Source organism: Paraburkholderia tropica, assembly GCF_014171495.1.
GTDB lineage: Bacteria > Pseudomonadota > Gammaproteobacteria > Burkholderiales > Burkholderiaceae > Paraburkholderia > Paraburkholderia tropica.
Genome location: NZ_CP049134.1, coordinates 3,245,632 through 3,267,115, shown reverse-complemented (window position 1 = coordinate 3,267,115; position 21,484 = coordinate 3,245,632). Strand labels below are relative to the sequence as shown.

20 protein-coding genes are annotated in these 21,484 nt (G+C 67.4%); 7 read left to right on the top strand and 13 right to left on the bottom strand.

All coding sequences use genetic code 11. The features are described 5' to 3' along the window. Nucleotides 1-22 precede the first annotated feature (22 nt). The 4 genes from G5S35_RS14735 to G5S35_RS14720 all read left to right on the top strand — a co-directional run bounded on the left by G5S35_RS14735 (nt 23) and on the right by G5S35_RS14720 (nt 4,562). The gene (locus tag G5S35_RS14735; RefSeq protein ID WP_183038855.1) at nt 23-970 is read left to right on the top strand and encodes a DNA-3-methyladenine glycosylase family protein; all 948 of its coding nucleotides are present in this window, start codon (nt 23-25) and stop codon (nt 968-970) included. Between the two features lie 303 nt (nt 971-1,273). Next, complete coding sequence (gene gshA, locus G5S35_RS14730; protein ID WP_183038436.1) at nt 1,274-2,896, top strand: glutamate--cysteine ligase; 1,623 nt, start codon at nt 1,274-1,276, stop codon at nt 2,894-2,896. A gap of 239 nt (nt 2,897-3,135) precedes the next feature. After that, entirely contained in the window at nt 3,136-3,624 is a 489-nt protein-coding gene (locus G5S35_RS14725) for a hypothetical protein (protein WP_183038435.1), read from the top strand. Nucleotides 3,625-3,836: 212 nt separating this feature from the next. Beyond that, nucleotides 3,837-4,562, top strand: coding sequence for an OmpA family protein (locus tag G5S35_RS14720; RefSeq protein WP_080180602.1), 726 nt, complete (start codon nt 3,837-3,839; stop codon nt 4,560-4,562). Nucleotides 4,563-4,595: 33 nt separating this feature from the next. On the opposite strand, the gene G5S35_RS14715 is transcribed toward G5S35_RS14720, so the two are convergent. Together G5S35_RS14715 and G5S35_RS14710 are read right to left on the bottom strand one after the other, a co-directional pair. After that, nucleotides 4,596-6,161 (bottom strand): DHA2 family efflux MFS transporter permease subunit, encoded by a 1,566-nt coding sequence (locus G5S35_RS14715; RefSeq protein WP_074982881.1) that lies wholly within the window; start codon nt 6,159-6,161, stop codon nt 4,596-4,598. Nucleotides 6,162-6,362: 201 nt separating this feature from the next. Continuing rightward, nucleotides 6,363-6,908 (bottom strand): MarR family winged helix-turn-helix transcriptional regulator, encoded by a 546-nt coding sequence (locus tag G5S35_RS14710; RefSeq protein WP_074982879.1) that lies wholly within the window; start codon nt 6,906-6,908, stop codon nt 6,363-6,365. A 269-nt stretch (nt 6,909-7,177) separates the two neighbouring features. On the opposite strand from G5S35_RS14710, the gene G5S35_RS14705 reads away from it, so the two are divergent. Both G5S35_RS14705 and G5S35_RS14700 read left to right on the top strand, forming a co-directional pair. Then, nucleotides 7,178-7,486, top strand: coding sequence for a hypothetical protein (locus G5S35_RS14705; protein ID WP_124262006.1), 309 nt, complete (start codon nt 7,178-7,180; stop codon nt 7,484-7,486). Between the two features lie 233 nt (nt 7,487-7,719). Further along, a complete protein-coding gene (locus tag G5S35_RS14700) occupies nt 7,720-9,372 on the top strand; it encodes an efflux transporter outer membrane subunit (protein WP_183038434.1) in 1,653 nt (550 codons plus the stop codon). Between the two features lie 65 nt (nt 9,373-9,437). On the opposite strand, the gene G5S35_RS14695 is transcribed toward G5S35_RS14700, so the two are convergent. The 8 genes from G5S35_RS14695 to gspG form a co-directional block, all read right to left on the bottom strand. Beyond that, nucleotides 9,438-10,217: a type II secretion system protein N gene (locus tag G5S35_RS14695; RefSeq protein WP_065061794.1), complete on the bottom strand. Its 780-nt coding sequence runs from the start codon at nt 10,215-10,217 to the stop codon at nt 9,438-9,440. Nucleotides 10,218-10,239: 22 nt separating this feature from the next. Beyond that, nucleotides 10,240-10,734 carry a type II secretion system protein M gene (locus G5S35_RS14690; protein WP_065061793.1) on the bottom strand — a complete coding sequence of 165 codons (495 nt, stop codon included), beginning with the start codon at nt 10,732-10,734 and terminating at the stop codon, nt 10,240-10,242. A 32-nt stretch (nt 10,735-10,766) separates the two neighbouring features. After that, a complete protein-coding gene (gene gspL / locus G5S35_RS14685; protein ID WP_183038433.1) occupies nt 10,767-12,179 on the bottom strand; it encodes a type II secretion system protein GspL in 1,413 nt (470 codons plus the stop codon). A 34-nt stretch (nt 12,180-12,213) separates the two neighbouring features. Then, the gene (gene gspK / locus G5S35_RS14680; RefSeq protein WP_082992064.1) at nt 12,214-13,356 is read right to left on the bottom strand and encodes a type II secretion system minor pseudopilin GspK; all 1,143 of its coding nucleotides are present in this window, start codon (nt 13,354-13,356) and stop codon (nt 12,214-12,216) included. Beyond that, entirely contained in the window at nt 13,353-14,030 is a 678-nt protein-coding gene (locus G5S35_RS14675; protein WP_183038432.1) for a PulJ/GspJ family protein, read from the bottom strand. Before G5S35_RS14675 ends, gspK begins: the two co-directional genes overlap by 4 nt. Further along, nucleotides 14,008-14,433, bottom strand: coding sequence for a type II secretion system minor pseudopilin GspI (gene gspI, locus G5S35_RS14670; protein WP_176079527.1), 426 nt, complete (start codon nt 14,431-14,433; stop codon nt 14,008-14,010). The genes G5S35_RS14675 and gspI overlap by 23 nt, the downstream gene beginning before the upstream one ends. A gap of 1 nt (nt 14,434) precedes the next feature. Then, nucleotides 14,435-14,917, bottom strand: coding sequence for a GspH/FimT family pseudopilin (locus G5S35_RS14665; protein WP_390969565.1), 483 nt, complete (start codon nt 14,915-14,917; stop codon nt 14,435-14,437). Between the two features lie 173 nt (nt 14,918-15,090). After that, the gene (gene gspG, locus G5S35_RS14660; protein WP_124262028.1) at nt 15,091-15,537 is read right to left on the bottom strand and encodes a type II secretion system major pseudopilin GspG; all 447 of its coding nucleotides are present in this window, start codon (nt 15,535-15,537) and stop codon (nt 15,091-15,093) included. Between the two features lie 284 nt (nt 15,538-15,821). Between gspG and G5S35_RS14655 the strand changes: the two genes are divergently transcribed. After that, the gene (locus tag G5S35_RS14655; RefSeq protein WP_065062261.1) at nt 15,822-16,235 is read left to right on the top strand and encodes a general secretion pathway protein GspC; all 414 of its coding nucleotides are present in this window, start codon (nt 15,822-15,824) and stop codon (nt 16,233-16,235) included. Nucleotides 16,236-16,302: 67 nt separating this feature from the next. On the opposite strand, the gene gspF is transcribed toward G5S35_RS14655, so the two are convergent. Genes gspF through gspD form a run of 3 tightly spaced genes read right to left on the bottom strand, consistent with a single transcriptional unit; the run spans nt 16,303 to nt 21,377 of the window. Beyond that, nucleotides 16,303-17,520 (bottom strand): type II secretion system inner membrane protein GspF, encoded by a 1,218-nt coding sequence (gspF, locus tag G5S35_RS14650; RefSeq protein WP_065061786.1) that lies wholly within the window; start codon nt 17,518-17,520, stop codon nt 16,303-16,305. An 18-nt stretch (nt 17,521-17,538) separates the two neighbouring features. Beyond that, a complete protein-coding gene (gene gspE / locus G5S35_RS14645; RefSeq protein WP_065061785.1) occupies nt 17,539-19,035 on the bottom strand; it encodes a type II secretion system ATPase GspE in 1,497 nt (498 codons plus the stop codon). 2 nt (nt 19,036-19,037) lie between these two features. Continuing rightward, nucleotides 19,038-21,377 carry a type II secretion system secretin GspD gene (gene gspD, locus G5S35_RS14640; RefSeq protein ID WP_183038431.1) on the bottom strand — a complete coding sequence of 780 codons (2,340 nt, stop codon included), beginning with the start codon at nt 21,375-21,377 and terminating at the stop codon, nt 19,038-19,040. Nucleotides 21,378-21,484: the final 107 nt, after the last annotated feature.

Genomic DNA, 21,484 nt, shown 5'->3' with positions numbered 1-21,484 from the left:
GCCGCCCAAAACGGCGGCCGGCATCGAATCCGCCACGCAAACCGCCACGCTCGAACTGCCGTTTCGCGCGCCCTACGACTGGCCGCGCGTGCTGCGCTTTTTCGGCGGCCGCGCGACGCCGGGCGTCGAAGCCGTCGAGGACGGCGCGTGGCTGCGCGCCATCGACTTCCAGGGCGCGAGCGGCACGCTCGCCGTGCGCCGTCACGCGCGCAAGCGCTGCCTCGTCGTGCAGATCGACGGGCCGGTGAGCGCGCACGCGCAGACGCTCGCCGCGCCGCTCTCGCGCATGTTCGATCTTCAGGCCGATACGGCGGCGATCGGCGCGCATCTCGCGCAAGATCCCTGGCTCGCGCCGCTGGTCGAAGCCGTGCCGGGTCTGCGCGTGCCCGGCGCGTGGTCGGGATTCGAACTCGTGGTGCGCGCGATCGTCGGGCAACAGGTGAGCGTGAAGGCGGCGACGACCATCATCGGGCGACTGGTGCAACGCGTGGGCGAGCGTATCGATGGGCATCCGCACGCCCACACCGCGTGGCGTTTTCCGACGCCCGCCGCGCTCGGCGCCGCCGATCTCGCCGGTATCGGCATGCCGGGCAAGCGCGTCGCGGCGCTGCAAGGCTTCGCGCGCGCGGTGGCGAGCGGCGAAGTCGCGATCGAACGCAGCGATCTGCCGGGCGCGGCCCAGGCGGGCGACGTCGCGGAACTCGACGCCATGCGCGCCGCGCTGCTCGCGCTGCCTGGCATCGGCCCGTGGACGGTCGAATACGTGGCGATGCGCGCATGGCGCGATCCGAACGCCTGGCCCGCGACCGATCTCGTGCTGATGCAGGCGATCGCCGCACGCGATCCGTCGCTCGAGCGTGCGACGCAACAGCGCGCGCGCACCGACACCTGGCGCCCGTGGCGCGCGTATGCGGCGATGCATCTGTGGAACGAAATCGCCGATCGGGCGGGTGGGGCGCGCGGTGGTTGAAGCGTCGTTCAACGCCTGATCGAACGCGCGGCGAAACGCCTCGCAAACGCATCTCTGCAACCGCATAAAAACCGCCGTGATTACGGCAATTCGACGTCGATACACCATCGAAACCGCGCTACGTCAGTACCGAAGCGCACACTGCGGCGCAGCCGCCGAAACCGCCTCACAGGCCGCAAAACCCCGCCCGAGGCGGCCTCAAGCAGGTCTTCCGGCGAGATGTTAAAGTGCCCGCTACCGAAAATATCCCTGTCGGCGGCGCGCGCAGCACCGTCTCGCCGGCCAGAGCCCGACCTGCCTTCAATGCCAGACACGACCTCCACACGCACGAACGACGTTCTCGCGCAGCGCCTTTCCGTGCTGAGCGCCGGACCGCAACGCGACGCGCTCACGCGCGGTCTGCGCGGCATCGAGAAGGAAAGCCTGCGGGTGACGCGCGACGGCCATCTGGCCACGACGCCGCATGCCGCGGCGCTCGGTTCTGCGCTCACGCATCCGTCGCTCACGACCGATTATTCGGAAGCGTTGATCGAGATCATCACGCCCGCCGAGCACGACGCCTCCATCACGCTCGACAAGCTCGACGAACTGCATCGCTTCGTCTACGCCGTGCTCGCGCGCGACGGCGAAATGCTGTGGAACGAATCGATGCCGGGCCTGCTGCCCGCAAGCGACGAAGGCATTCCCATCGCGCGTTACGGCAACTCGAACATCGGCCGTCTGAAATACGTCTACCGGATGGGTCTCGCGCTGCGTTACGGGCGCACGATGCAGTGCATCGCGGGGATCCACTACAACTATTCGCTGAGCGAAGACGTGTGGCGCGCGCTGCACGCGCACGATCAGTCCACGGCCTCGCAGACCGACTATCAGTCGGAGCGTTATCTCGCGCTGATCCGCAACTTCCGCCGCACGAGCTGGCTGCTGATGTATCTGTTCGGCGCGTCGCCCGCGCTCGACGCGCGCTTCCTGCGCGGCCGCGCGCACACGCTCGACAGCTTCGACGCTGACACGCTCTATCTGCCGTACGCGACCAGCCTGCGCATGAGCGATCTCGGCTATTCGAACACCACGGGTCAATCCGCGCTGCACGCCGATTACGACACGCTGCCCGGTTATCTCGAAGCGCTCGCGCAGGCGGTGAGCCAGCCGTATCCGCCCTACGAGGCGATCGGCACGCATCGCGATGGCGAGTGGGTGCAGATCAACACCAACGTGCTGCAGATCGAAAACGAGTTCTACTCGACGATCCGCCCGAAGCGCGTGACGTATCCGGGCGAGCGCCCGCTGCATGCGCTCGCCGCACGCGGCGTGCAGTACGTCGAGGTGCGCTGCATGGACATCGATCCGTTCGAGCCGACCGGCATCTCGCTCGAAGCGGCGCGTTTTCTCGACGCTTATCTGCTCGCCTGCGCGCTCGACGAAAGCGCAAAGCTGCCGGAAGCCGATTACGCGGAAGCGAACGAGAACTTCGGCATCATCACGAAGGAAGGGCGCAAGCCCGGGCTCGAACTCACGCGTGACGGCCAGCGCGTCGCGATGCAAGACTGGGCCGCCGAACTGTTCGCGAAGATCGAGCAGGCGGCCGCGCTGCTCGACGCGGCGAAGGGTGGCGACGAACATGGGCGCTCGCTCGCCGCACAGCGCGCGAAGTTTGCCGATGCGTCGCTCACGCCGTCCGCGCGCGTGTTGCAGACGATGCGCGAGCAGCAGCAATCCTTCCTGCAATTTGCGCTTGCGCAGAGCGAGCGCCACGCGGCGCACTTCCTCTCGCGTCCGCTCGACGCGCAAGTCACGGCGCAGTTCGAAGCGCTCGCGCGCGAGTCGCTCGACCAGCAGGCGAAGCTCGAACGCGAGGAAATCGGCTCGTTCGACGCCTTCGTCGCCGCTTATCGCGCCTACACGCTCAATCGCTACAGCGTTTGATCGCCCGGATGACGGCTGCGGCCGGTACGCGGACGCTCCGCCGTCCGCGTACCGGCGCCCGAGACGCCGGGTATTGCATTTGCTCGAAACACTGGCGCGCACACGCAGTCCAATGTCATATTGGCGCCGCGCGCGCCTCGTCTCGCATCGAAGCGCGCCGCCCTGCCACACGAACCTGACACCAACGACAACGACCGGAGCGCGCACGGCGCGCGCCCATTCTGCGAGGAACCCACGCGATGAAACGAATCCTGCCGATCCTGCTCTGCGTGACGGCGGCGGCCTGCGCGCCGCGCGGTCAGGTCAATCCCGACGTGATGCAGATCGCCACCGCGCCGCTCACCTGTGGCGATCAGAGCGAGTGCGACGCATGGTGGCAACGCGCCCAGGACTGGGTGCGCGGCCATTCGAAGTATGAAGTGCAGACGGCGACCGACACGCTGATCCAGACCGCCGGTCCCGGCGGCGGCAAGCGCGCGCTCGCCTACGAGATTACGAAGACGAAGAACGCCGACGGCACGGCCACGATCGGTTTCGCGGCACACTGCGACAGTTCGATCGGCTGCAAGCCCGATCCGTGGGCCGCGGGCGCGGCCTTCAAGCAGTACGTGCGCACCGGCGTCGAGCAGCCGGTCCGCGATCAGGCCGGCGACTCGGCCGGCACGGACGACTCCGGCAAGACCACCGCGACCTCGCCAGCTTCTGCGCCCGCAGCAGCGGCGCAATAAGGCCGCCGCCGACATTTCACGCCCCCACGTTCGATCGACCCGCCGTCAGGCCGCGAGATCGAACGCAGTCCGAATCGATTGTCGCGATTCTCGTCATTCCGAGTACGCATTTCAGCACTTTCTGATGGAGCAGCAGCGCCAAGGACTCGTATCTTGGCGCTGCTTCGGCACGCGCCGGGCAGTTCACTCCTCTTCCATCACTCGAATCGACAATGAAAATGCGACTTCTGCCTGCTAGTGCGCTGGCCGTCCCGCTGGCCGCTCTCTTCGTCGCGGCCGCCGGCTGCACCACGGCATCGGGGCCCCTGCACAATCTCGACATCGTCACGCTCGCCAACGGCACGCAAGCCTATCGCGTCCAATGTCTGGGCCTGCTCGAAAGCTCGAAGGTCTGTATGAAGAAGGTCAACGAGATCTGCGGCGACAAGCAGCCGCTGCGCGTCTCGTCGGTGGACCGTGCAGCCTCGGGTTTCCTGCCCGAAAACGACCCGCGCGAAATCCTGTTCATCTGCCAGACGCCGCAACCGGCCGCGCAGCCCGCTCCGCCGCCGCCTCCGCCGCCCCCGGTCGTCAACACGCAGCCGCAAACCATCACGCTGAACGCCGACGCCAACTTCGCGTTCGACAAGTCCGACCTGCTGCCCGCCGGCAAGCAGGCGCTCGACCAGTTCATCCAGCAGAGCGACGGCGTGAACATCGGCACCATCGTGATCAGCGGCCATACCGACTCGAAGGGCTCGAAAACCTACAACGACCGCCTCTCGATGCGCCGCGCGCAAGCGGTGCGCAACTATCTGCAGTCGCACGGCCTGCACGCCGGCCAGTACGACGTGAAGGGCTATGGCTTCTCGAAGCCGGTCGCGTCGAACGCCACGGCAGAAGGCCGCGCGAAGAACCGCCGCGTCGAAATCGAAACGAGCGGCATCACGGCGCGCTGACCGTTCATCACGCGCGAGGCGCGGGGCCGGACCTCAATGGCCCATCGACGCGCCCGCGCCTTTTCTCGGCTTCGTCGCCCACACCAGCAGCGCCAGCACCACGAACACCGCGCACGAAATGCGGAAGAAGTCGTTGGTCGCCATCATGTAGCCCTGCGACGTCACCACGTCGTTCAATTTCGCGGTCACGCTCTGGCCTGCGTAGCCCAGCGACTTCAGCGCGTCCTGATACGCAATCGTGTTCGCCGCATACGGATTCACCGACTCCGACAGCACCGCGTGGTGATAGATCGCGTCGTCCTCCCAGAATGTCGTGCTCACCGCCGTGCCGATCGCGCCCGAGAGCGTGCGCAGGAAGTTCGAGAGACCGGACGCGCTCGCGAGCCGCTCGTCGGAAACACTCGATAGCGTGATCGTCGTCATCGGCACGAAGAAACAGGCCACGCCGATCCCCTGCACGAGGCGCGGCAAAATCACGTGATTGAAGGGCACGTCGAGCGTGAAAGTCGAATTCCAGATCGACACCAGCGCGAACACGACGAACGCAAAACTCGCGACCATACGCAAATCGAGCTTGTGCATGTTGCGGCCGATCAGCGGCGACAACACGAGCGCGAGCAGCCCGACGGGCGCCGTCGCCAGCCCGGCAATGCCGGCCGTGTAGCCCATCACCGTCTGCAGCCAGAGCGGGAAGATCACGACCGAGCCGAAAAACGCCATGAAGCCGAACGAGATGATGGTCGCGCCGAGTGCGAAGTTGCGGTCGCGGAACAGCGAGAGATCGACCACCGGGTCTTTTTCCGTCGCCTCCCACACGAGCATGAACGCGATCGACACCACCGCAATGATCGCGAGCGCGACGATGAACTTCGAGCTGAACCAGTCGCGGTCCTTGCCGAGGTCCAGCATCATCTGCAGGCACGACACGCCGATCACCAGCAGCGCGAGACCCACGGCGTCGATGCGCTGTTTCGTGGTCTTCGTTTCGCGGCCGCGCAGCAGCAGGAACGCGCACACGCCGGAAAATATCCCGATCGGCACGTTGATGTAGAAGATCCACGGCCACGTGTAGTTGTCGGTGATATAGCCGCCCATCACGGGGCCGAAGATCGGCGCGACGATCACCGTCATCGCCCAGAGACCGAGCGCGAGCCCACGTTTCTCGGGCGGATAGGAGCGCATGAGAATAGTCTGCGAGAGCGGCACCATCGGGCCGGAGACGAGCCCCTGCACGAGCCGGAAGGCGATCAGCGTCTCGAAGTTCGAAGCGAAGCCGCAGGCCGCCGACGCGATCGTGAACAGCAGCACCGAGAGCGTGAAGAGGCGCACTTCGCCCACGCGGCGCGCGAGCCAGCCCGTGAGCGGCACGGCGATGGCAGACGCCACCGAGTACGAGGAAATGACCCACGTACCCTCGCTGTTGGCCACACCGAGGTTGCCCGAGATCGTCGGCACGGCGACGTTGGCGATCGAGGTGTCCAGCACCTCCATGAAGGTGCCGAGGGCGAGGCCCACGGTGAGCAATGCGAGCGTGCCGCCCGAGAGCGGTTTGGGCGGCGCGTCGGCGGGTGCTGCGGGCGCTGCGGTGGAGGCGTCCATCTTCAGTGTCCTTGCGGTGCTTTCGGTGCTTCTGTGCTTTCGGTTAGGCAGACCGTTGCCGCGTGCAAGCAGCCTGGCGGAGCGTGCGGCTGGGGATTTCGTGTCGCGGCATTCTCTGCCCAGACAGGTATTTGGTTGTAGGGCGGGCTTGAGTTCGCGCGGTCGGCCTGCCCGAAAGGCAGCCGCCGGGTCGATTCGCCCTTAGTCGTTGCCAGTGTTGCTGTCGTTACTGTCCTTGCCCGACGAGCCGTCCGCCGCGCCGCCCGGGCATTCGCCGCCGGTGCAAACCGCCCCGGTTTCGGCATCGTTGGCGATAAAGCGCTGCAGCAGATGCACGAGCGTCGTCACTTCCTCGGCGCTGAAGCCGCGCAACTGGTCGTCCATCACCGCGGCAATCGCAGCGGGCAATTGCTGCGCTGCGTCGCGCCCCAGCGGCGTGAGCACCAGTTCGACGACGCGGCGATCCGCCTGACTGCGCTGGCGCAACAGGAAACCCTTGCGCTCGAGGCGGTCGAGCATACGCGTCATGGAGCCGGTGTCGTACGAGAGCACGCGCGACATTTCGTTGGGCGTGCGCGCGCGTTCGTACCAGAGCAGCAGAATCACGCCGATCTGCGACGAGGTCAGCCCGAGCGGCGCGACGGCGCGGTCCATGCGCGCGGCCAGCACGTTACGGGCGGTCGACAGAAAGTAGCCGAGACTCGGCACGACGCCGACCTTGCTGGACACGTTGGAGCCGTCGTTCATGGGAAAAGCACTCTCATCGCTGGCAAATCGAAACACGGGCAAAACAGGGTGAATTCTAGCCTGAGAATTTTCTGCCTGGGCAGGAAATACGCAGGAAATTCGGTCAGTGCGTCGCAGCATTCGTCATTGATTCGTCGCTATCGCAGCGTAAAAACAACAACGGGATTGATGCGCCGCAAAGTATGTTGTGATTTGATTGCATAGTCAATATTATTACAGGCAACCACTTACACTCCACGCACTTCACTTTTTTCGACGTAGGTCGCGCCATGCTGTACCTCAAACACGCGCTCGGCGGCATCGGCCGCTCGGTGAGCAGCACTGCCCGGATTGCCTTTGCGCAGGCCGGCGGCGCGGCGCGATGGCGCAAGGCGGCGCTCTACGCAGGCATGTTCCTGCTGCCCGGCGGCTCGGTCGCGGTCGTGCTGATGCTGTGGGCCGACCGTCGTCGCGCACGCAGCGGCGCTGCTTCAAAGCCTGCTTCAAAGGCCGCCGCAGCCAGCGCGAAAAGCGAGGCCGCACCGGCTTCGGCGACCGGCCGTCTGCTCTGCGCGGCAGGCTGCCGTAACGACGCGTAATCTGCACCTCACACGCCGTAACACATCCGTCCCTGTTCCCGGCTTAACCTTACAGATTGCGCGCGACGCGCGGCCTGTGCGCTACCATGGCCGCACCGCTCGAACGTCGCGCGCGCCGTGTGCCTGCGCCCGTTCCGCCTGATCCACCGCGCTGCGGCCACGTCGCCATAACGATTACACCGTTCATCGCCGCGCGCGCCTGCACGCCAGCCGCATCGACAGGAATTCCTTGCATGTCCCGCCGTATCGATCGTCACGCCTCTCATGCCGCCCGCGACGCCACGTTCGCGGCTCATCTGCACAGTGCGCGCCGCACGCCAAAGCTCGCGCGGCTGGGCGCGGCGGCGGCGCTCGCGTTTGCCCTGAGCGGCTGCGCGGTCGGGCCTGACTATCACCGGCCGGACAGCGCCGTGCCCGCGGCCTACAAGGAAGCGCCGGAGGGCTGGAAGGTCGCGCAACCCGCCGACGCCGCCGACCGCGGCCCGTGGTGGCTGATCTACGATGACGCGCAGCTCAACGGCCTGATGGATCAGCTCAACGCGAACAACCAGACCGTCGCGCAGTACGCCGCCGCATATCGCCAGGCGCGGGCGCTGGTCGGCGAGGCGCGCGCCGCATACTTTCCAGTCGTGAGCGCCTCGTTCGCGGGCACGCGTTCGCGCACGCCCACGCGCGTCTCGAACGCGAGCGGCAGCTTCCCGAGCGGCACCATCACGAACAACGTCAATCTGGGCCTCGACGCCACCTGGGAACCCGACCTCTGGGGCAAGGTGAGCCGCACGGTCAGCTCGGAAGAGGCGAGCCAACAGGGCGCGGCCGCCGACCTCGCGAACGCACGCCTGTCCGCGCAGGCCACGCTCGCGCAGACGTACTTCACGCTGCGCGCGCTCGACGCGCAGCAAAAGCTGCTCGACGATACCGTCGCGGCGTACGAGAAGTCGCTGAAGCTCACGCAGAACCAGTACGCGCAGGGCGTAGCGGGGCGCGCCGACGTGATCCAGGCGCAGACGCAGCTGCAATCCGCGCAGGCGTCGGCCATCGACAACGGCGTGGCGCGCGCGCAGGACGAGCACGCGATCGCCGTGCTGGTTGGCCAGCCGGCCTCGTCGTTCTCGATTCCGGTATCGCCGCTCACGGCCACGCCGCCGGTCGTGCCGGTCACCATGCCGTCGGCGCTGCTGGAGCGGCGTCCCGACATCGCCTCGGCCGAGCGCAAGGCGGCGTCGGCCAACGAGCAGATCGGCGTGGCGATCGCGGCGTTTTTCCCGACGCTCACGCTTTCGGCGAGCGGCGGCTTCGAAAGCTCGGTGTTCTCGCAACTGCTGCAAATGCCGTCGCGCTTCTGGACGCTCGGACCGTCGCTCGCGGCCACGGTGTTCGACGCCGGCCTGCGCCGCGCGCAGACCGAAGCGGCGCGCGCCGCCTACGACCAGCAGGTGGCCACCTACCGGCAAACTGTGCTGGCCGCGTTCCAGGACGTCGAGGACAACCTCGCTTCGCAGCGCATCCTCGCGCAGGAAATCGTCGTGCAGCAGCAGGCGGTGGATTCGGCGGTGCATGCGCAGGCCATCGTCACGAACGAGTACAAGGCGGGCACGGTCGATTACGTCAACGTGCTGACCGCGCAGACCACGGCGTTCACCGCGCAGCAGAAGCTCGCGAGCCTCGCGGGGCAGCGCATGGTGTCGTCGGTGGGACTCGTGAAGGCGCTCGGCGGCGGCTGGGACGCCACGCAGATGGATCGCGAGACCGGCAGCGTCAGCGCGCCCGCAGCGGTGCCGGCGTCGGGCGCGGCGGCGGCGGCTTCTGCCTCCGCTTCCGCCTCACCGCAGCAAACCGCCACCGAAGCGGCCACGCAGGGCGCCGCGAGCACGCGGGCGCAGTAACGTCATCAAGCGCGCTACAACGAGAAACGGCGGCCTGAGCCGCCGTTTTTTCTTGTGCGCGAGGTTTAGCGCATGAAGTTCAGCGCCACCGTGCCGGGCCCGACCGGCCGTCCCAGCAGATTCAGCAGACCGGCGAGATTCTCGCGCTGATCGGGCGTCGCGCTCGCGGTGCCGTTGAACATCGACGCGTTGCGCGAGAAGGTGCCGTGGCCGTCGAGCAGCAGCGGCCCTTTCTGCGTCTTCAGATCGAGCGTCGACGACGCGCCCTGCGCCTGCAACACCGCCTCATACGACCCCAGCGGCTTGACCAGCGAGACGCGCGAACTCATGTCGCCGAGCGTGACCGTGAGCCGCCCGAAGGCGTCGGTGCCGAACACGCGCCACGGCGTCCAGGCGAGCCGCACGTTGCCGTCGAGATCGAGCGTGTTGAACGGCGCGCCGAGACCGGCGAGCAGCGACGCCGGCACCGCGATCGCGCCCGCGGTGATGTTCGCGCCGCGCAGCGTCGCTTCCACGTCGACGGGGTCGGGCATCGCCTCCGTCTGACGCATCTGCAGACGCACGCGGCCCGTGAGCAGCGCCCAGAACGAGGCGCGCCATTCGATCCGGCCGGGCAGCAGCGTCGCGCCCTGCACGTCGTGGCCGGCCGCGAGCATCAGCGTGGCGGAACCGTGCCACAGCGAACCTTGCGGATCGACGAGATTGACATGGCCCTGAGTCGCGCGCGCGAACTGCGGCGCGATCCACGCCGCGGGCAGGCGCACGAGCAGCACGACGGCCACCGAAACGAGGGCGACGAACAGCCAGGGCAGCGCGGCGCGCGCGCGTCGCATCCAGTAAGACATGAAGCGGTTCTCCCGGCCGTGCTCAGTGTGCATTCGCGCTTTGCAGCGACGCGGTCAGATCGACCTGGCCGTCGGTCTTGAGCGCCGTGATGTGCGCCTCGACCACCTGCACCTTGAACTGTTTGCGCACGTCGTCGAGCCAGGCCGACCACGCGGGAAACGACGCGTTCTTCAACTGCACCTGCACCGACGAACCGATGATCTGCACCTGCGCGCCCGGCATGCCGTGATCGGACAGCGACGCGGTCAGCGCGTCCTTGAGCGCCTGTCCGCCCGGCGCGACGCTCGCCGCCGCGCCCGCGAGCGAGCGCGCTTCGTCAGCCTGCGCGGTCATCAGCGCAAGCTGACGCTGCATCGCGGGCAGGTTGGCGCGCAGCCTCGCGCGGCCGTCGGCGGCCGGCGCCCACAGCACCGAATAGCCGATCGCCACGGCCAGCAGTGCGCCGCCCCATGTGAGCATGGTCTTCTCGCGCACCGTGCGCGCGTCCCAGAAATTGCTCCACTGCTCCTGCAGCATGTCGGCCCAAGCGCCGCCCACAGCCGATGTCTTCACGATGCGCTCCTGATGGTCCACTTGCCGCTGCTGCTGTCCTGCGTGCCCGAGAGACCGTTGCGCGCGAGGCGTTTGTTCAGATCGGCGTCGATGTTCACGCCGGGTTTGAAGGTCACGTCGAGACGCCGGTCGTGATAGTCGAGCGCCGCGATGCCGTTGACCGGCACGGGGCCGAGCGAACGCGCGAGGCCGTCGGCGAGCGCGAGGAAATCGTCGGGCGACGGCTCACCCGCCGCCACGCGCAGTTGCGAGAGCTGACGCGCCATCTGGCCCGCCGGGTCCAGCACCACGGTCGTCTTGGGAAACGCGTTGAGCAGCAGCTCGGTCATCTGCGCGTTCATGGCGTCCTGCTGGCGCGAGAGCATCAGCCACTGCACATTCGCACCGACGATCGCCACCACCAGCGCCGCCGCCGCCAGCGCGATCGGCACGCGCAGACGGCGCAGCGTCGCGCGGTCGAGACGCCACGGCTGCGCGGCGAACTCGAACTGGCACAGATCGAACTTGCAGGCGAGCGCGCGCTTGGCGAGTGTCTCGAAGGCGAGCGGCTGCGCGCCGGGGAAAACAGCCAGCGCCGCGGCCTTGCTGGCCGCGCTCGCGGGCTCGCCGGGCAAACCGGTCAGCACATAGCGCGTCACGGGCGCGTCGCCGGCCAGCGCCGAAACGGTGGCCGCGAGGCTCCCAGCCGGCACCGCGAAGCCCTCGGCCGCCGCGCCGCGCACGATCGCGAGTTCGAGCAGGCCGCTCGCGCCCATGGCCGCGGACACCGGCAGCGCCGCATCGGGCAGCAGCGTAGGCGCGGTGGACATCACCGGGCCGAATACGCAGGCCGTCACCGGGACGATCTCGGGCGCGGCAGCGGCAGCGGCAGTGGCAGCGGGAGCGGGAGCGGCTGAAGCGGCTGCTTCCTTGACGCTTTCAGCAGTCTCAGCCGCCTCGGCCGTCGCGACTTCCGCCACGACGCTCTGCGCCACGGGCAGGCAGCGCGCCACCGGCACCGCACGCACGTTGCGATGGCCCGCGCCCGTGAAGCCTTCGACGAGGAAGCGGAACCAGCCGCGATCGATCGCGGCCACAGTCTGCCGGCCGTCGGGCTGACGCGCGGGATCGAGCGCCAGATGGCAGGTCTGCGCGTCCTGGATCAGATGATCCTCGACGACGTTCGGCAACGCCTGGCGCAGCCGCGGCCCCTTGAGCGGCGGCAAGGTGGCGGAGACGGTCAGCAGGTCGCGCGCGGCGATCAGCAGCACGGTGGCCGTCGCTTTCGGCAACAGACCGAGCGCCGAGCGGCCCGCGCGCTGCGTGTTGCCCGCCTTGTCGAGCAGCAGGAACGGCAGTTCCGGCAACTGCCATTCCTGCGAGTGAACCGCCGGATCGCGCGGCGGCATCAGGACGATCAGCGTGCTCAAACGCACCTCTTTTCGATGTTGGACTGGTACGGTTTCATGGTTCGTCGCGCACGCGCACGATGCGCGTCGTATGGGTCAGCGTATCGCGCCAGACGAGCGTGGTCCGGTCCACCACGGCGCGTTCGTGCTGCACGCGCCCATGAACCAGAAAATAGCTCGAATTGACGTCGCAGAGCGAGGTATCGATGCCTGTTTGCGGGACACCGGAGCCCTCCAGCGCGAGCTGCACGTCGCTGAGATTGCGGAAAAACACGGTCTGCCGGCGCGCCACGAAGGCCTGCGCGCTCGACAGGCTCATGCCTTGAACAGTCGCGGCCACGACTTCGGCGGGCGCGGTGTTCATGTTCACGGGCGTGGTGGTCGGCAGGATCGTCACGAACGGACGCAGCCGCGCGACGATGTCGGGCGTGAAGCCCGGCACGTCCTGCAGCGCGTCGACGCTCGTCATCACGATCGGCGCGTTGCCGCTGTTGCCGTCCGATTCCGAGAGGCCGGGATTGTTGGTGAAATTGCTGCCGCCGCCACCGCCACCCACTTGCTGCGTGGACGTGGTGCTGCCCGGCGTCGAACTGGTCTGAAAGCGCGTGACCGAATAGTTCAGGCCCGAGCGCAGATAGACGGCGGCGTTCTTGGCGAGCTGGCCGTCGATGCCGAGCAGTTGCAGCAGCCGCGCGAACACCTGAATCTGCGTGAGATTGAGCTGCAGCGCGCCCGGCGCCGGCGACGACACGAGGTTGCGCAGATTGAAGCGCGCCTGCGCATCTTCGATCGAGCCCGACACCCACGTGTCCTGGCCCTGTTCGGAGCGCACGTCGCCGATCTGGCCGAGGAAGTCGGAGAGCCGCGTCTTCGCGACCGGCATGCCCCACGCGCCGCCGAGATAGGTCACGCCCGCCGAGGTATCGGCTTCGGAGCGCAGCACGAGGCGCGTCCAGTCGAGCGCGCCGCGCGAGATCCACTGCGCCTGCGCAAGCAGCCGCTGGTTCTCGATGCGCCGCAGTTGCACCTGCTGGCGCCACAGCATGCCCGAGACGAGGATCGCCGACAGCGCCACCACGAGCAGCGCGCTGATGATCGCCGCGCCGCGCTGTTTGCGGCGAAGCCGCAACGAAGATAACGAAGACAACGCAGGCGAAGAACGAGGAGAACGAAGAGAACGAAAGCGGCGCACGTTCATTCTCCGATCACGAAAACGCGCGTCACCGGCCGCGCGAGGGAGCGCGAGCCGATGCTCACCTGCAGCCCCGTGACCGCGCGCGGCACGGGTGCGTTGCCGAGCTGCGGCACCTTCACGTTGTTGTTGTTCGCGTTGAGCTGGCCGCGCACGTCGCCCATGTTCGTCGTCCAGCCGACCTTCGGCACGTAGAGGCGCGCGTCGATCGACCCGACGCCCTGCATCATCGGCAGGGCGCTCCACGCGTCCGATTCGCCGCCGCGCTGCGCGCGCCGCAGCGCGCCCACGGTCGCCAGCGGCGGCGACGCATAGCGCACCACGCGGCCGTTCGACACGCGATAGCGCACGACCTGCAAACGCGGCGCCGCGCCGGGCGGCACCGCGAAGGCGCGCACGATCTGCAGGGCGCCGCCGTCGACCGAGACGGCCGGACCGCCCGCTTCGTCGTCGCTGGCGGCCATGCGCACGTCGATGCGCATCTGGTCGAAGGTCTGCGCGAACACGCGCTCCTCGGCCATCGACTGGCTGATGATGTTGCGCCCGCGCACGATCTGGTCGAGCCCGCGCCACGCGAGGATCGCGACCACGGCGAGGATCGCGATGGCGACCAGCAGTTCGATCAGCGTGAAGCCGCCGGCGCGGCGCGGCGCGCGATCACAGCGACCGGTTCGTTTCATTGCCGATCACCGTGACGAGTTGCGCGAGATTGCCGGCGCGGCCCGGCGTCGTCACCGACACCTCCACGCGGCGGAATACGGGATTGGGCGTGGACGCCACGCGCTGCGTGCACATGAGCGTCAGATTGCCCTGCGAGCAGTCGAAACTGCGCTGGCCGACATCGGGCCAGACATGCGCGAGATGCAGCTGCGCGAGCGCGTTGTCGGCGCTCCAGCCGGCCAGCAGGCGATCGTGCAGATCGGCTTCGCTGGCGGCGAGGCTGCCGACCGCGCGCAACGACGCCGCGAGCGCAATGGCGACGATCGCGAGCGCGACCAGCACTTCGATCATCGTGAAGCCGCGCGCGGCGCGCGACGCACGCGAGCGCGGCGAGGAACAGCCGGAGTGAGTGGGGCGGCGCATCTCAGCGCACCTCGAAGCGGCCGGTGCCCGTGCCGACGATGGTCGCGCGGCCCACGGCCGAAAACAGCGTGATCTGCACGGGTTGATCGACGGCTTCGGTGCCGAACACGAGACGGCTCGCCTGCGAGTCGTCGTCGGCGCCCGGATAGTTGATCGCCACGCCCGTCACGCCGCCTTCCCAGCGGCGCGGACCGAGCAGATCGTCACGCAGCGGACGCCAGCCGTCCTCGGTGCGCACGTCGAAGCGAAAACCGCCCGAGAGCGGCTGCCACGCGATGGGCTGCGCGCGCACCTGCGCCTCGTCGCCCGCCGATTCGAGCAGCAGCGCGACGCGTTGCGCTTCCTCGTTGAGATCGGTGCGCGGATTGCGCGTGAGCGAAATCGACGCGAGCGAGATCAGCAAGCCCGCGATCATCAGCACGACGAGCATTTCCAGCAGCGTGAAGCCCGCCGCGCGCGCACGCGGCGACATGCGCGACGGCATGCCGGACGACGCACGAAGCGGCGCGCGGACACAGCGGCGGGAAGGGCTTGAGCTCATGGGGCTGGAGAAAACGGGCTGGAAAAAGCGGGCTGGATGAGACAGGATTCGCGTAGTCGAAGGAGCCGCCGACGCGCCACGCATGCCTGAAAAAAGGGCGCGTGGCGCGGCGACGCTTACTGCCAGGAGCCGACGTCGGCGTCGTTACCTTCGCCGCCGGGCTTGCCGTCGGCACCGTAACTGAACACGTCGATTTCGCCGTGCACGCCCGGATTCAGGTACTGGTACGGATTGCCCCACGGATCGTTGGGCAGGCGCTCGAGGTAGCCGCCGTCCTTCCAGTTGTTCGGCACCGGGTCGGTGGTGGGCTTCTGGATCAGCGATTGCAAACCCTGGTCCTGCGTCGGATAGCGGCCGTTGTCGAGGCGATAGAGCTTCATCGCCTGCATGATCGTGCCGATGTCCTGCTTCGCCGCCACACGGCGCGCTTCGTCGGGACGGCTCATGATCTTCGGCACGATCAGCGCGGCCAGAATGCCGAGGATCGCGATCACGACCATGATTTCGATCAGCGTGAAACCGCGCTGGCGGCGCCCCTCGAGTTGTGCACGGCCGAGCTGCATCCGTTTTTGGGCCCACATGGACATGACTTCTTTCCCTCCTCGCTAAAAATCGTCGCGGCGCACAGCGTGCGCCACATTCCGTCCTGCGCGCGAACACGACGTTCGCGCCACTGTGACGGGTCATTGTAATGTCACACGATGACGCCTTCGCGACCTGATTCCGGCGTCCCTTTCGGCACCTTTCGCGCCGCGCTTGCCCGGCGTGACCGAGGAGCGCCTCAGGTTGCGGGGACGGCCCTCGCGGTGCCATCAAAACGCCCACAATACTCCGTACAATGGTGCGCATGAACCCACTGCAAATCCGCCTCCTGTCACTCGCCGCCTTCGCGGCTTTTTGCGCCACGGCTGCGTGGTGGACGCTCGAAATCGCCACCACGCGCGCCACGCCGGTGCAGGCCGCGGCGGCGCAGGCGCCGGTGTCGCTCGATCAGGCCGGCACGCTGTTCGGCGGCAAGCTCGACCGCAGCGCCGTGCAGGACATTCACCTGTTCGGCATCCTCGCGCTGCAACAGGGCGCGGCGGCCATCCTGAGCATCGGCGGCGAACCGGCCAAGGCCGTCTCGCTCGGCGGTCCGATCGGCCAGGACACGAAGCTCGCCGAAGTGCGCGCGCGCTCGATCATCATCGACCGCCACGGCGTGCGCTCGGAAGTCGCGCTGCCCGCCAACGCCGCCGGTCCCACCATCTACGTGCGCTGAGGCGCATCCCGAAGGCGGACGCCGCGGCGTCGCGCCTTCGTTATGTGGCGCGCGTTCGTCTCGCCCGCTACTGCACCAGATTATTCAACTCGATGATCGGCAGCATCACCGCGAGCACGATCACCAGCACCACGCCGCCCATCGCCAGAATCAGCAGCGGCTCCAGCAGACTCGTCAGGAACATCGTGCGGCGTTCGAGTTCGCGCGCTTCGCCTTCGGCCGCGCGGTCGAGCATCGTCGTGACGTCGCCGGTCGCTTCGCCCGAGCGGATCAGATGCACCAGCACCGGCGGAAACGTCTTCGTATTGCCGAGCGCGCGTGACAGCGACGTGCCTTCGCGCACGCGCACGATGGCTTCGTCGATGTTGTTGCGCATCGCCTTGTTCGAGAGCGTTTCGCCCGCCGCCTGCAACGCGCGCAGGATCGGCACGCCCGCCGCGCTCAGAATCCCCAGCGTGCTCGCGAAGCGCACGGTGTTATAGCCGCGCACGAGCTTGCCGGCGAGCGGCGCCGTCAGCATCCAGCGGTCGAAGGCGAGACGCGGACCGGGACGCCTGAGCGTGGCGCGCACGATCCACGCGACGATCAGCACCGCGATCAGCACCGCCCACCACCACTGACGCACGAAACCCGACAGCGCCATCATCACGATGGTCAGAAACGGCAGTTGCTGCTTCGTGCTCGCGAACACGTTCACGACTTGCGGCACCACATAACTCAACAGAAACGTGACGATGCCGAACGCGATGATCGTCACGATCGTCGGGTACGTGAACGCCAGCACGATCTTCTGTTTGAGCGCGTTGCGCTGCTCGATGTAGTCGGCCAGACGCGAGAGCACGATGCCGAGTTTGCCGGTGTGCTCGCCCGCCGCCACGAGCGCGCGATAGATATCCGGAAAGTCGCGCGGATGCTGCGTGAGCGCGTTCGCGAGCGAATGGCCGCCGAGGACTTCGGCACGGATCGCGGCCATCAGTTCGCGGATGTAATCGCGTTCGGCCTGTTCCGTGAGCACCGCAAGCGCTTCGCCGAGCGGCAGACCGGCAATCAGCAGGCTCGCGAGCTGCCGCGTGAGAATGGCCTGCTCGCGCTGCGAGAGCTTGCGTCCGAGCGCGAGACGCTGCTGGCGCGCGCCGCGCGTACGCGTGGCCGCCGGTTCGACGACGAGCGGCGTGAGTCCCTGGCCGCGCAATTGCGCACGCGCACTGCGGGCGCTGTCGGCATCGAGTACGCCTTTTTGCGCCTTGCCCGCGGCGTCGATCGCTTCAAAGCGAAATGCTGGCATGTTGCTGATCGCCTCCGCTTAAGCGCCGCCGGTCACGCGCAGCACTTCTTCGAGCGACGTGCGGCCCGCATCGAGCCAGCGTTCGCCGTCCTCGCGCAACGTGCGCATGCCCTGTTCGCGGCCCGCGCTGAAGATCTCTGCGTCGGCGGCGTTGCGGTGAATCAGGTTGCGGATCGGTTCGTCGATCAGCAGCAGTTCGTAGACGCCGCGTCGGCCGGAATAGCCCGATTGTCCGCAGCGCTCGCAGCCGACCGGATGCCAGCGCTTGCGGCCGTCGTCCTCGACGCGCTCTTCCTTGCAGTGCGGGCAAAGCTGACGCACGAGCCGCTGCGCCAGCACGCCGAGCAGCGACGAAGCGAGCAGATACGGCTCGACGCCCATGTCGGTCAGACGCGTCACGGCCGATGCCGCGTCGTTGGTGTGCAGCGTCGCGAGCACGAGGTGGCCCGTGAGCGAAGCCTGCACGGCAATTTGCGCGGTCTCCAGATCGCGGATTTCACCGATCATGATGATGTCCGGATCCTGACGCAGAATCGAGCGCAACGCGCGCGCGAACGTCATGCCGATACGCTCGTTCACCTGCGTCTGACCGATGCCCGAGAGGTCGTACTCGATCGGGTCTTCCACCGTCATGATGTTGGTCGTGGCCGTTTCGAGCCGCGACATCGACGCATAAAGCGTGGTCGTTTTACCGGAGCCTGTCGGCCCCGTGACCAGCACGATGCCGTGCGGTTTCGCGATCAACTGGTCGAACTTGCCGAGCGTGTCCGCGGCCATGCCGAGCGCTTCGAGATTCAGGCGCTGCGCGTCTTTTTCGAGCAGACGCAGCACGGCGCGTTCGCCGTGACCGGTGGGCAAGGTCGACACGCGCACGTCGACCGGACGCCCGCCCACGCGCAGCGTGATGCGGCCGTCCTGCGGCAGACGTTTTTCGGCGATGTCGAGCTGCGCCATGATCTTGATACGCGAGATCAGCGCACCGTGCAGGGCCTTTTTCGGACGCACGACGTCGCGCAGCGTGCCGTCGACGCGAAAGCGCACCACCGAGGCATTTTCGAACGGCTCGATGTGAATATCGGACGCCTGCTCGCGCGCCGCCTGGGTGAGCAGCGCGTTGATCATGCGGATGATCGGCGCGTCGTCTTCGGATTCGAGCAGGTCTTCCACTTCGGGAATGTCCTGCATGAGACGCGAAAGATCGACTTCGCCTTCGACTTCGCCCACAACCTGCGCGGCGCTGCCGTCCTGGCGCGCATACGCCTGATTGATCGCCAGCGCGAGTTCGTCGGCCGGCAAGCGGACCAGCGAAAACGCGCCGAAGTTACGCGCGACTTCGGCGATCGCCGCGCCCGACGTGCGCTCGCTGATCCACACTTCGAGGCCGTCCGCGCGTTGCTGCGCAACGAGCAGTTGCCCGCTCCTGGCAAAGCTGTACGGCACGAGACGCGCGGCGAGCGGCGAGGGCGCCTCGCGCGCGGCCGTGGTCGCCGAAGCCGGTTGAGGCGTATCCGGCATGCTCAAGGCTGCACCTGCTGCGGGCTGGTGAGCGGCTGTTGCTGCTGCTGCACCGGCGCGGTCTGCACCGGCACCGTTTGAACCGGGATCGTCTGGACCGGCACGGCGGGCTGCATCTGCGTGGCGCTCGTGGGCTGCGCGCCCTGGATCGTGCGCACTGCCTGTTCGCGACGCATCTTGTCGAGATCGAACAGATTGAGCGCCGAACCGCCTTCGGCCGGGCCCACCGGCATCGGCGGCACGACCGGATCGTCGTTATCCTTGATCAGGTTGTTGTCGGACTTGTACGCGCCCGTCACGCCCTGGATGTAGTCGTAGCGATTCGACGTGACCGCCTGCGCCGTATTGCGATCGCTGATGATCACCGGACGCAGGAACACCATCAGATTGGTCTTCGCGCGCGTCTTGTTTTCCGAACGGAACAGCTGGCCGATCCACGGAATGTCGCCGAGCAGCGGCACCTTGCTGTTGCTGACCTGGTAGTTGTCCTGCATCAGGCCGCCGAGCACGATGATCTCGCCGTTGTCGGCCAGCACGGTCGACTGGATCGAACGCTTCGTGAATTCCGGACCGGCCGGATTCGTCGAGGCGTTGGTCGTGCCGTTCACGATCGCCGAATCTTCCGTGTAAAGCTGCAGCTTCAGGATGCCGCCTTCGGTGATCTGCGGCTTGATGTGCAGCGTGAGACCCACGTCGACGCGATCGTAGGTATTGAACGCCGAACTCGTCGAGCCGCTCGTGAGGTTCGAATACGAACCCGTCTGGATCGGCACGTTGGTGCCGACCACGATCTTCGCTTCCTGGTTGTCGAGCGTGATGAGATTCGGCGTGGAGAGCACGTTCGCGTCGCTCGTCTGGGAAAGCGCCTGCAGCAGCGCGCCCAGACCCTGCACGCCGAACAGGTTGTGCACCCAGCCCACGTTCAGACCTTGCTGGAGCGCACCCAGCGAGCTCACGAGGCCGCCGCCCGTCACGGCGTCCGCCGTGAGGTTGATGATGCTGTTGCTGGTGCTGCCGGCGGCCAGATTGGTGCCGGCCAGCACGTTGCCGCTGCCGATCTGCCACTGGATGCCCAGGTTGGCGTTGGTGTTCGAGTTCAGCTCGACGATCAGCGCTTCGATATAGACCTGCGCGCGGCGGGCGTCGAGCTGGTCGATCACGGAGCGCAGGTTGCGATACACCGCGTCCGGCGCCGTGATGATGAGCGAGTTGGTCGCGGCGTCGGCCTGGATCATGCCGCCGCCCGAATTGTCGTCGCCCTTGTCCTTGCTGTTGTCGCCGAGGAAGTCGTTGTTATTGCCCGACGACGAACCGCCCGACATCGGATTGCTCGACGCGCTGTTGCCGCCGCCCAGCGAACTCGGCAGCGGCGGCGTGCCCGACATGCCGGTCGAGCCGCTGCCATTGCTGCCCGAGCCGCCGCTGTTGCCGTTCTGGTTGAACGAATTCGCACCGCTGCCCGACGACGACGAATCGTTGCCGCCCTTGCCCAGCATGCCGCGCAGCGTCTTCGCGAGCGTCACCGCGTCGGCGTTGCGCAGCGAGACGACGTGCATGTTGCCCGGCATGCTCGTGGGCGCGTCGAGTTGCTGCGCGAGCTGCTTCGCCGCGGCGAGGCGCTGCGCATTCGAGGCGCGCAGCATGATCGAATTGGTGCGCGCGTCGGCGAGCACCGTGACCTTGAGCGTGGGATCGGAACCGCCGATCGCGCCCGGATCGAGCATCTTTTGCAGCGTGGGCGCGATGTCGATGGCGTTGGCGTTGCGCAGCGGCACCACCTGCACCTGCTGACCGGCGGCGGTGTCCACACCGGCGATGATCGCAGCGATGCGGCGCACGTTGTCCGCGTAATCGGTCACGACGAGCGCGTTGTTGCCCGGATAGGCCGCGATGGTGTTGTTCGGCGAAATGAGCGGACGCAGCACCGGCAGCAGGTTGTTCGCCGACTCGTTGCGGAGCTGGAAAACCTGCGTGATGACCTGGTCGCCGCGCGCGCCGGGCGTGTTGCCCACGAAGGTGGGCACGCCTTGCAGCTTGGCGTCGGCTTCGGGCACGACCTTCAGCACGCCATGATCCTGCACGAGCGCGAAGCCCTGCATGCGCAGCGCCGATTGCAGCGTCTTGAGCGCCTGATCCTCGGGAACGGCGTTCTCGGACACGAGATTGAGCTGCCCCTTCACGCGGGGATCGACGATGATCGTTTTGCCCGTGGCCGCCCCGATCGCCTTGGCGACCTGGTCGATGTCGGCATTGACGAAGTTGAGCGTGACCTGGGCATGCGCGAGCTGCGCCGAAATGAGCCCGCTCACGAGCAGCGCCGTGGCGAGGCGACGCAAAGCCATACGATTTCTTCTCATGGATGTCATATCGAAGCCGGCAGCGGACGCCGCCGGCTAGTCGTGCTTATCGTGCTCAACGTGTGCATCGTGCCCGTACGGTCGGCCCGCGA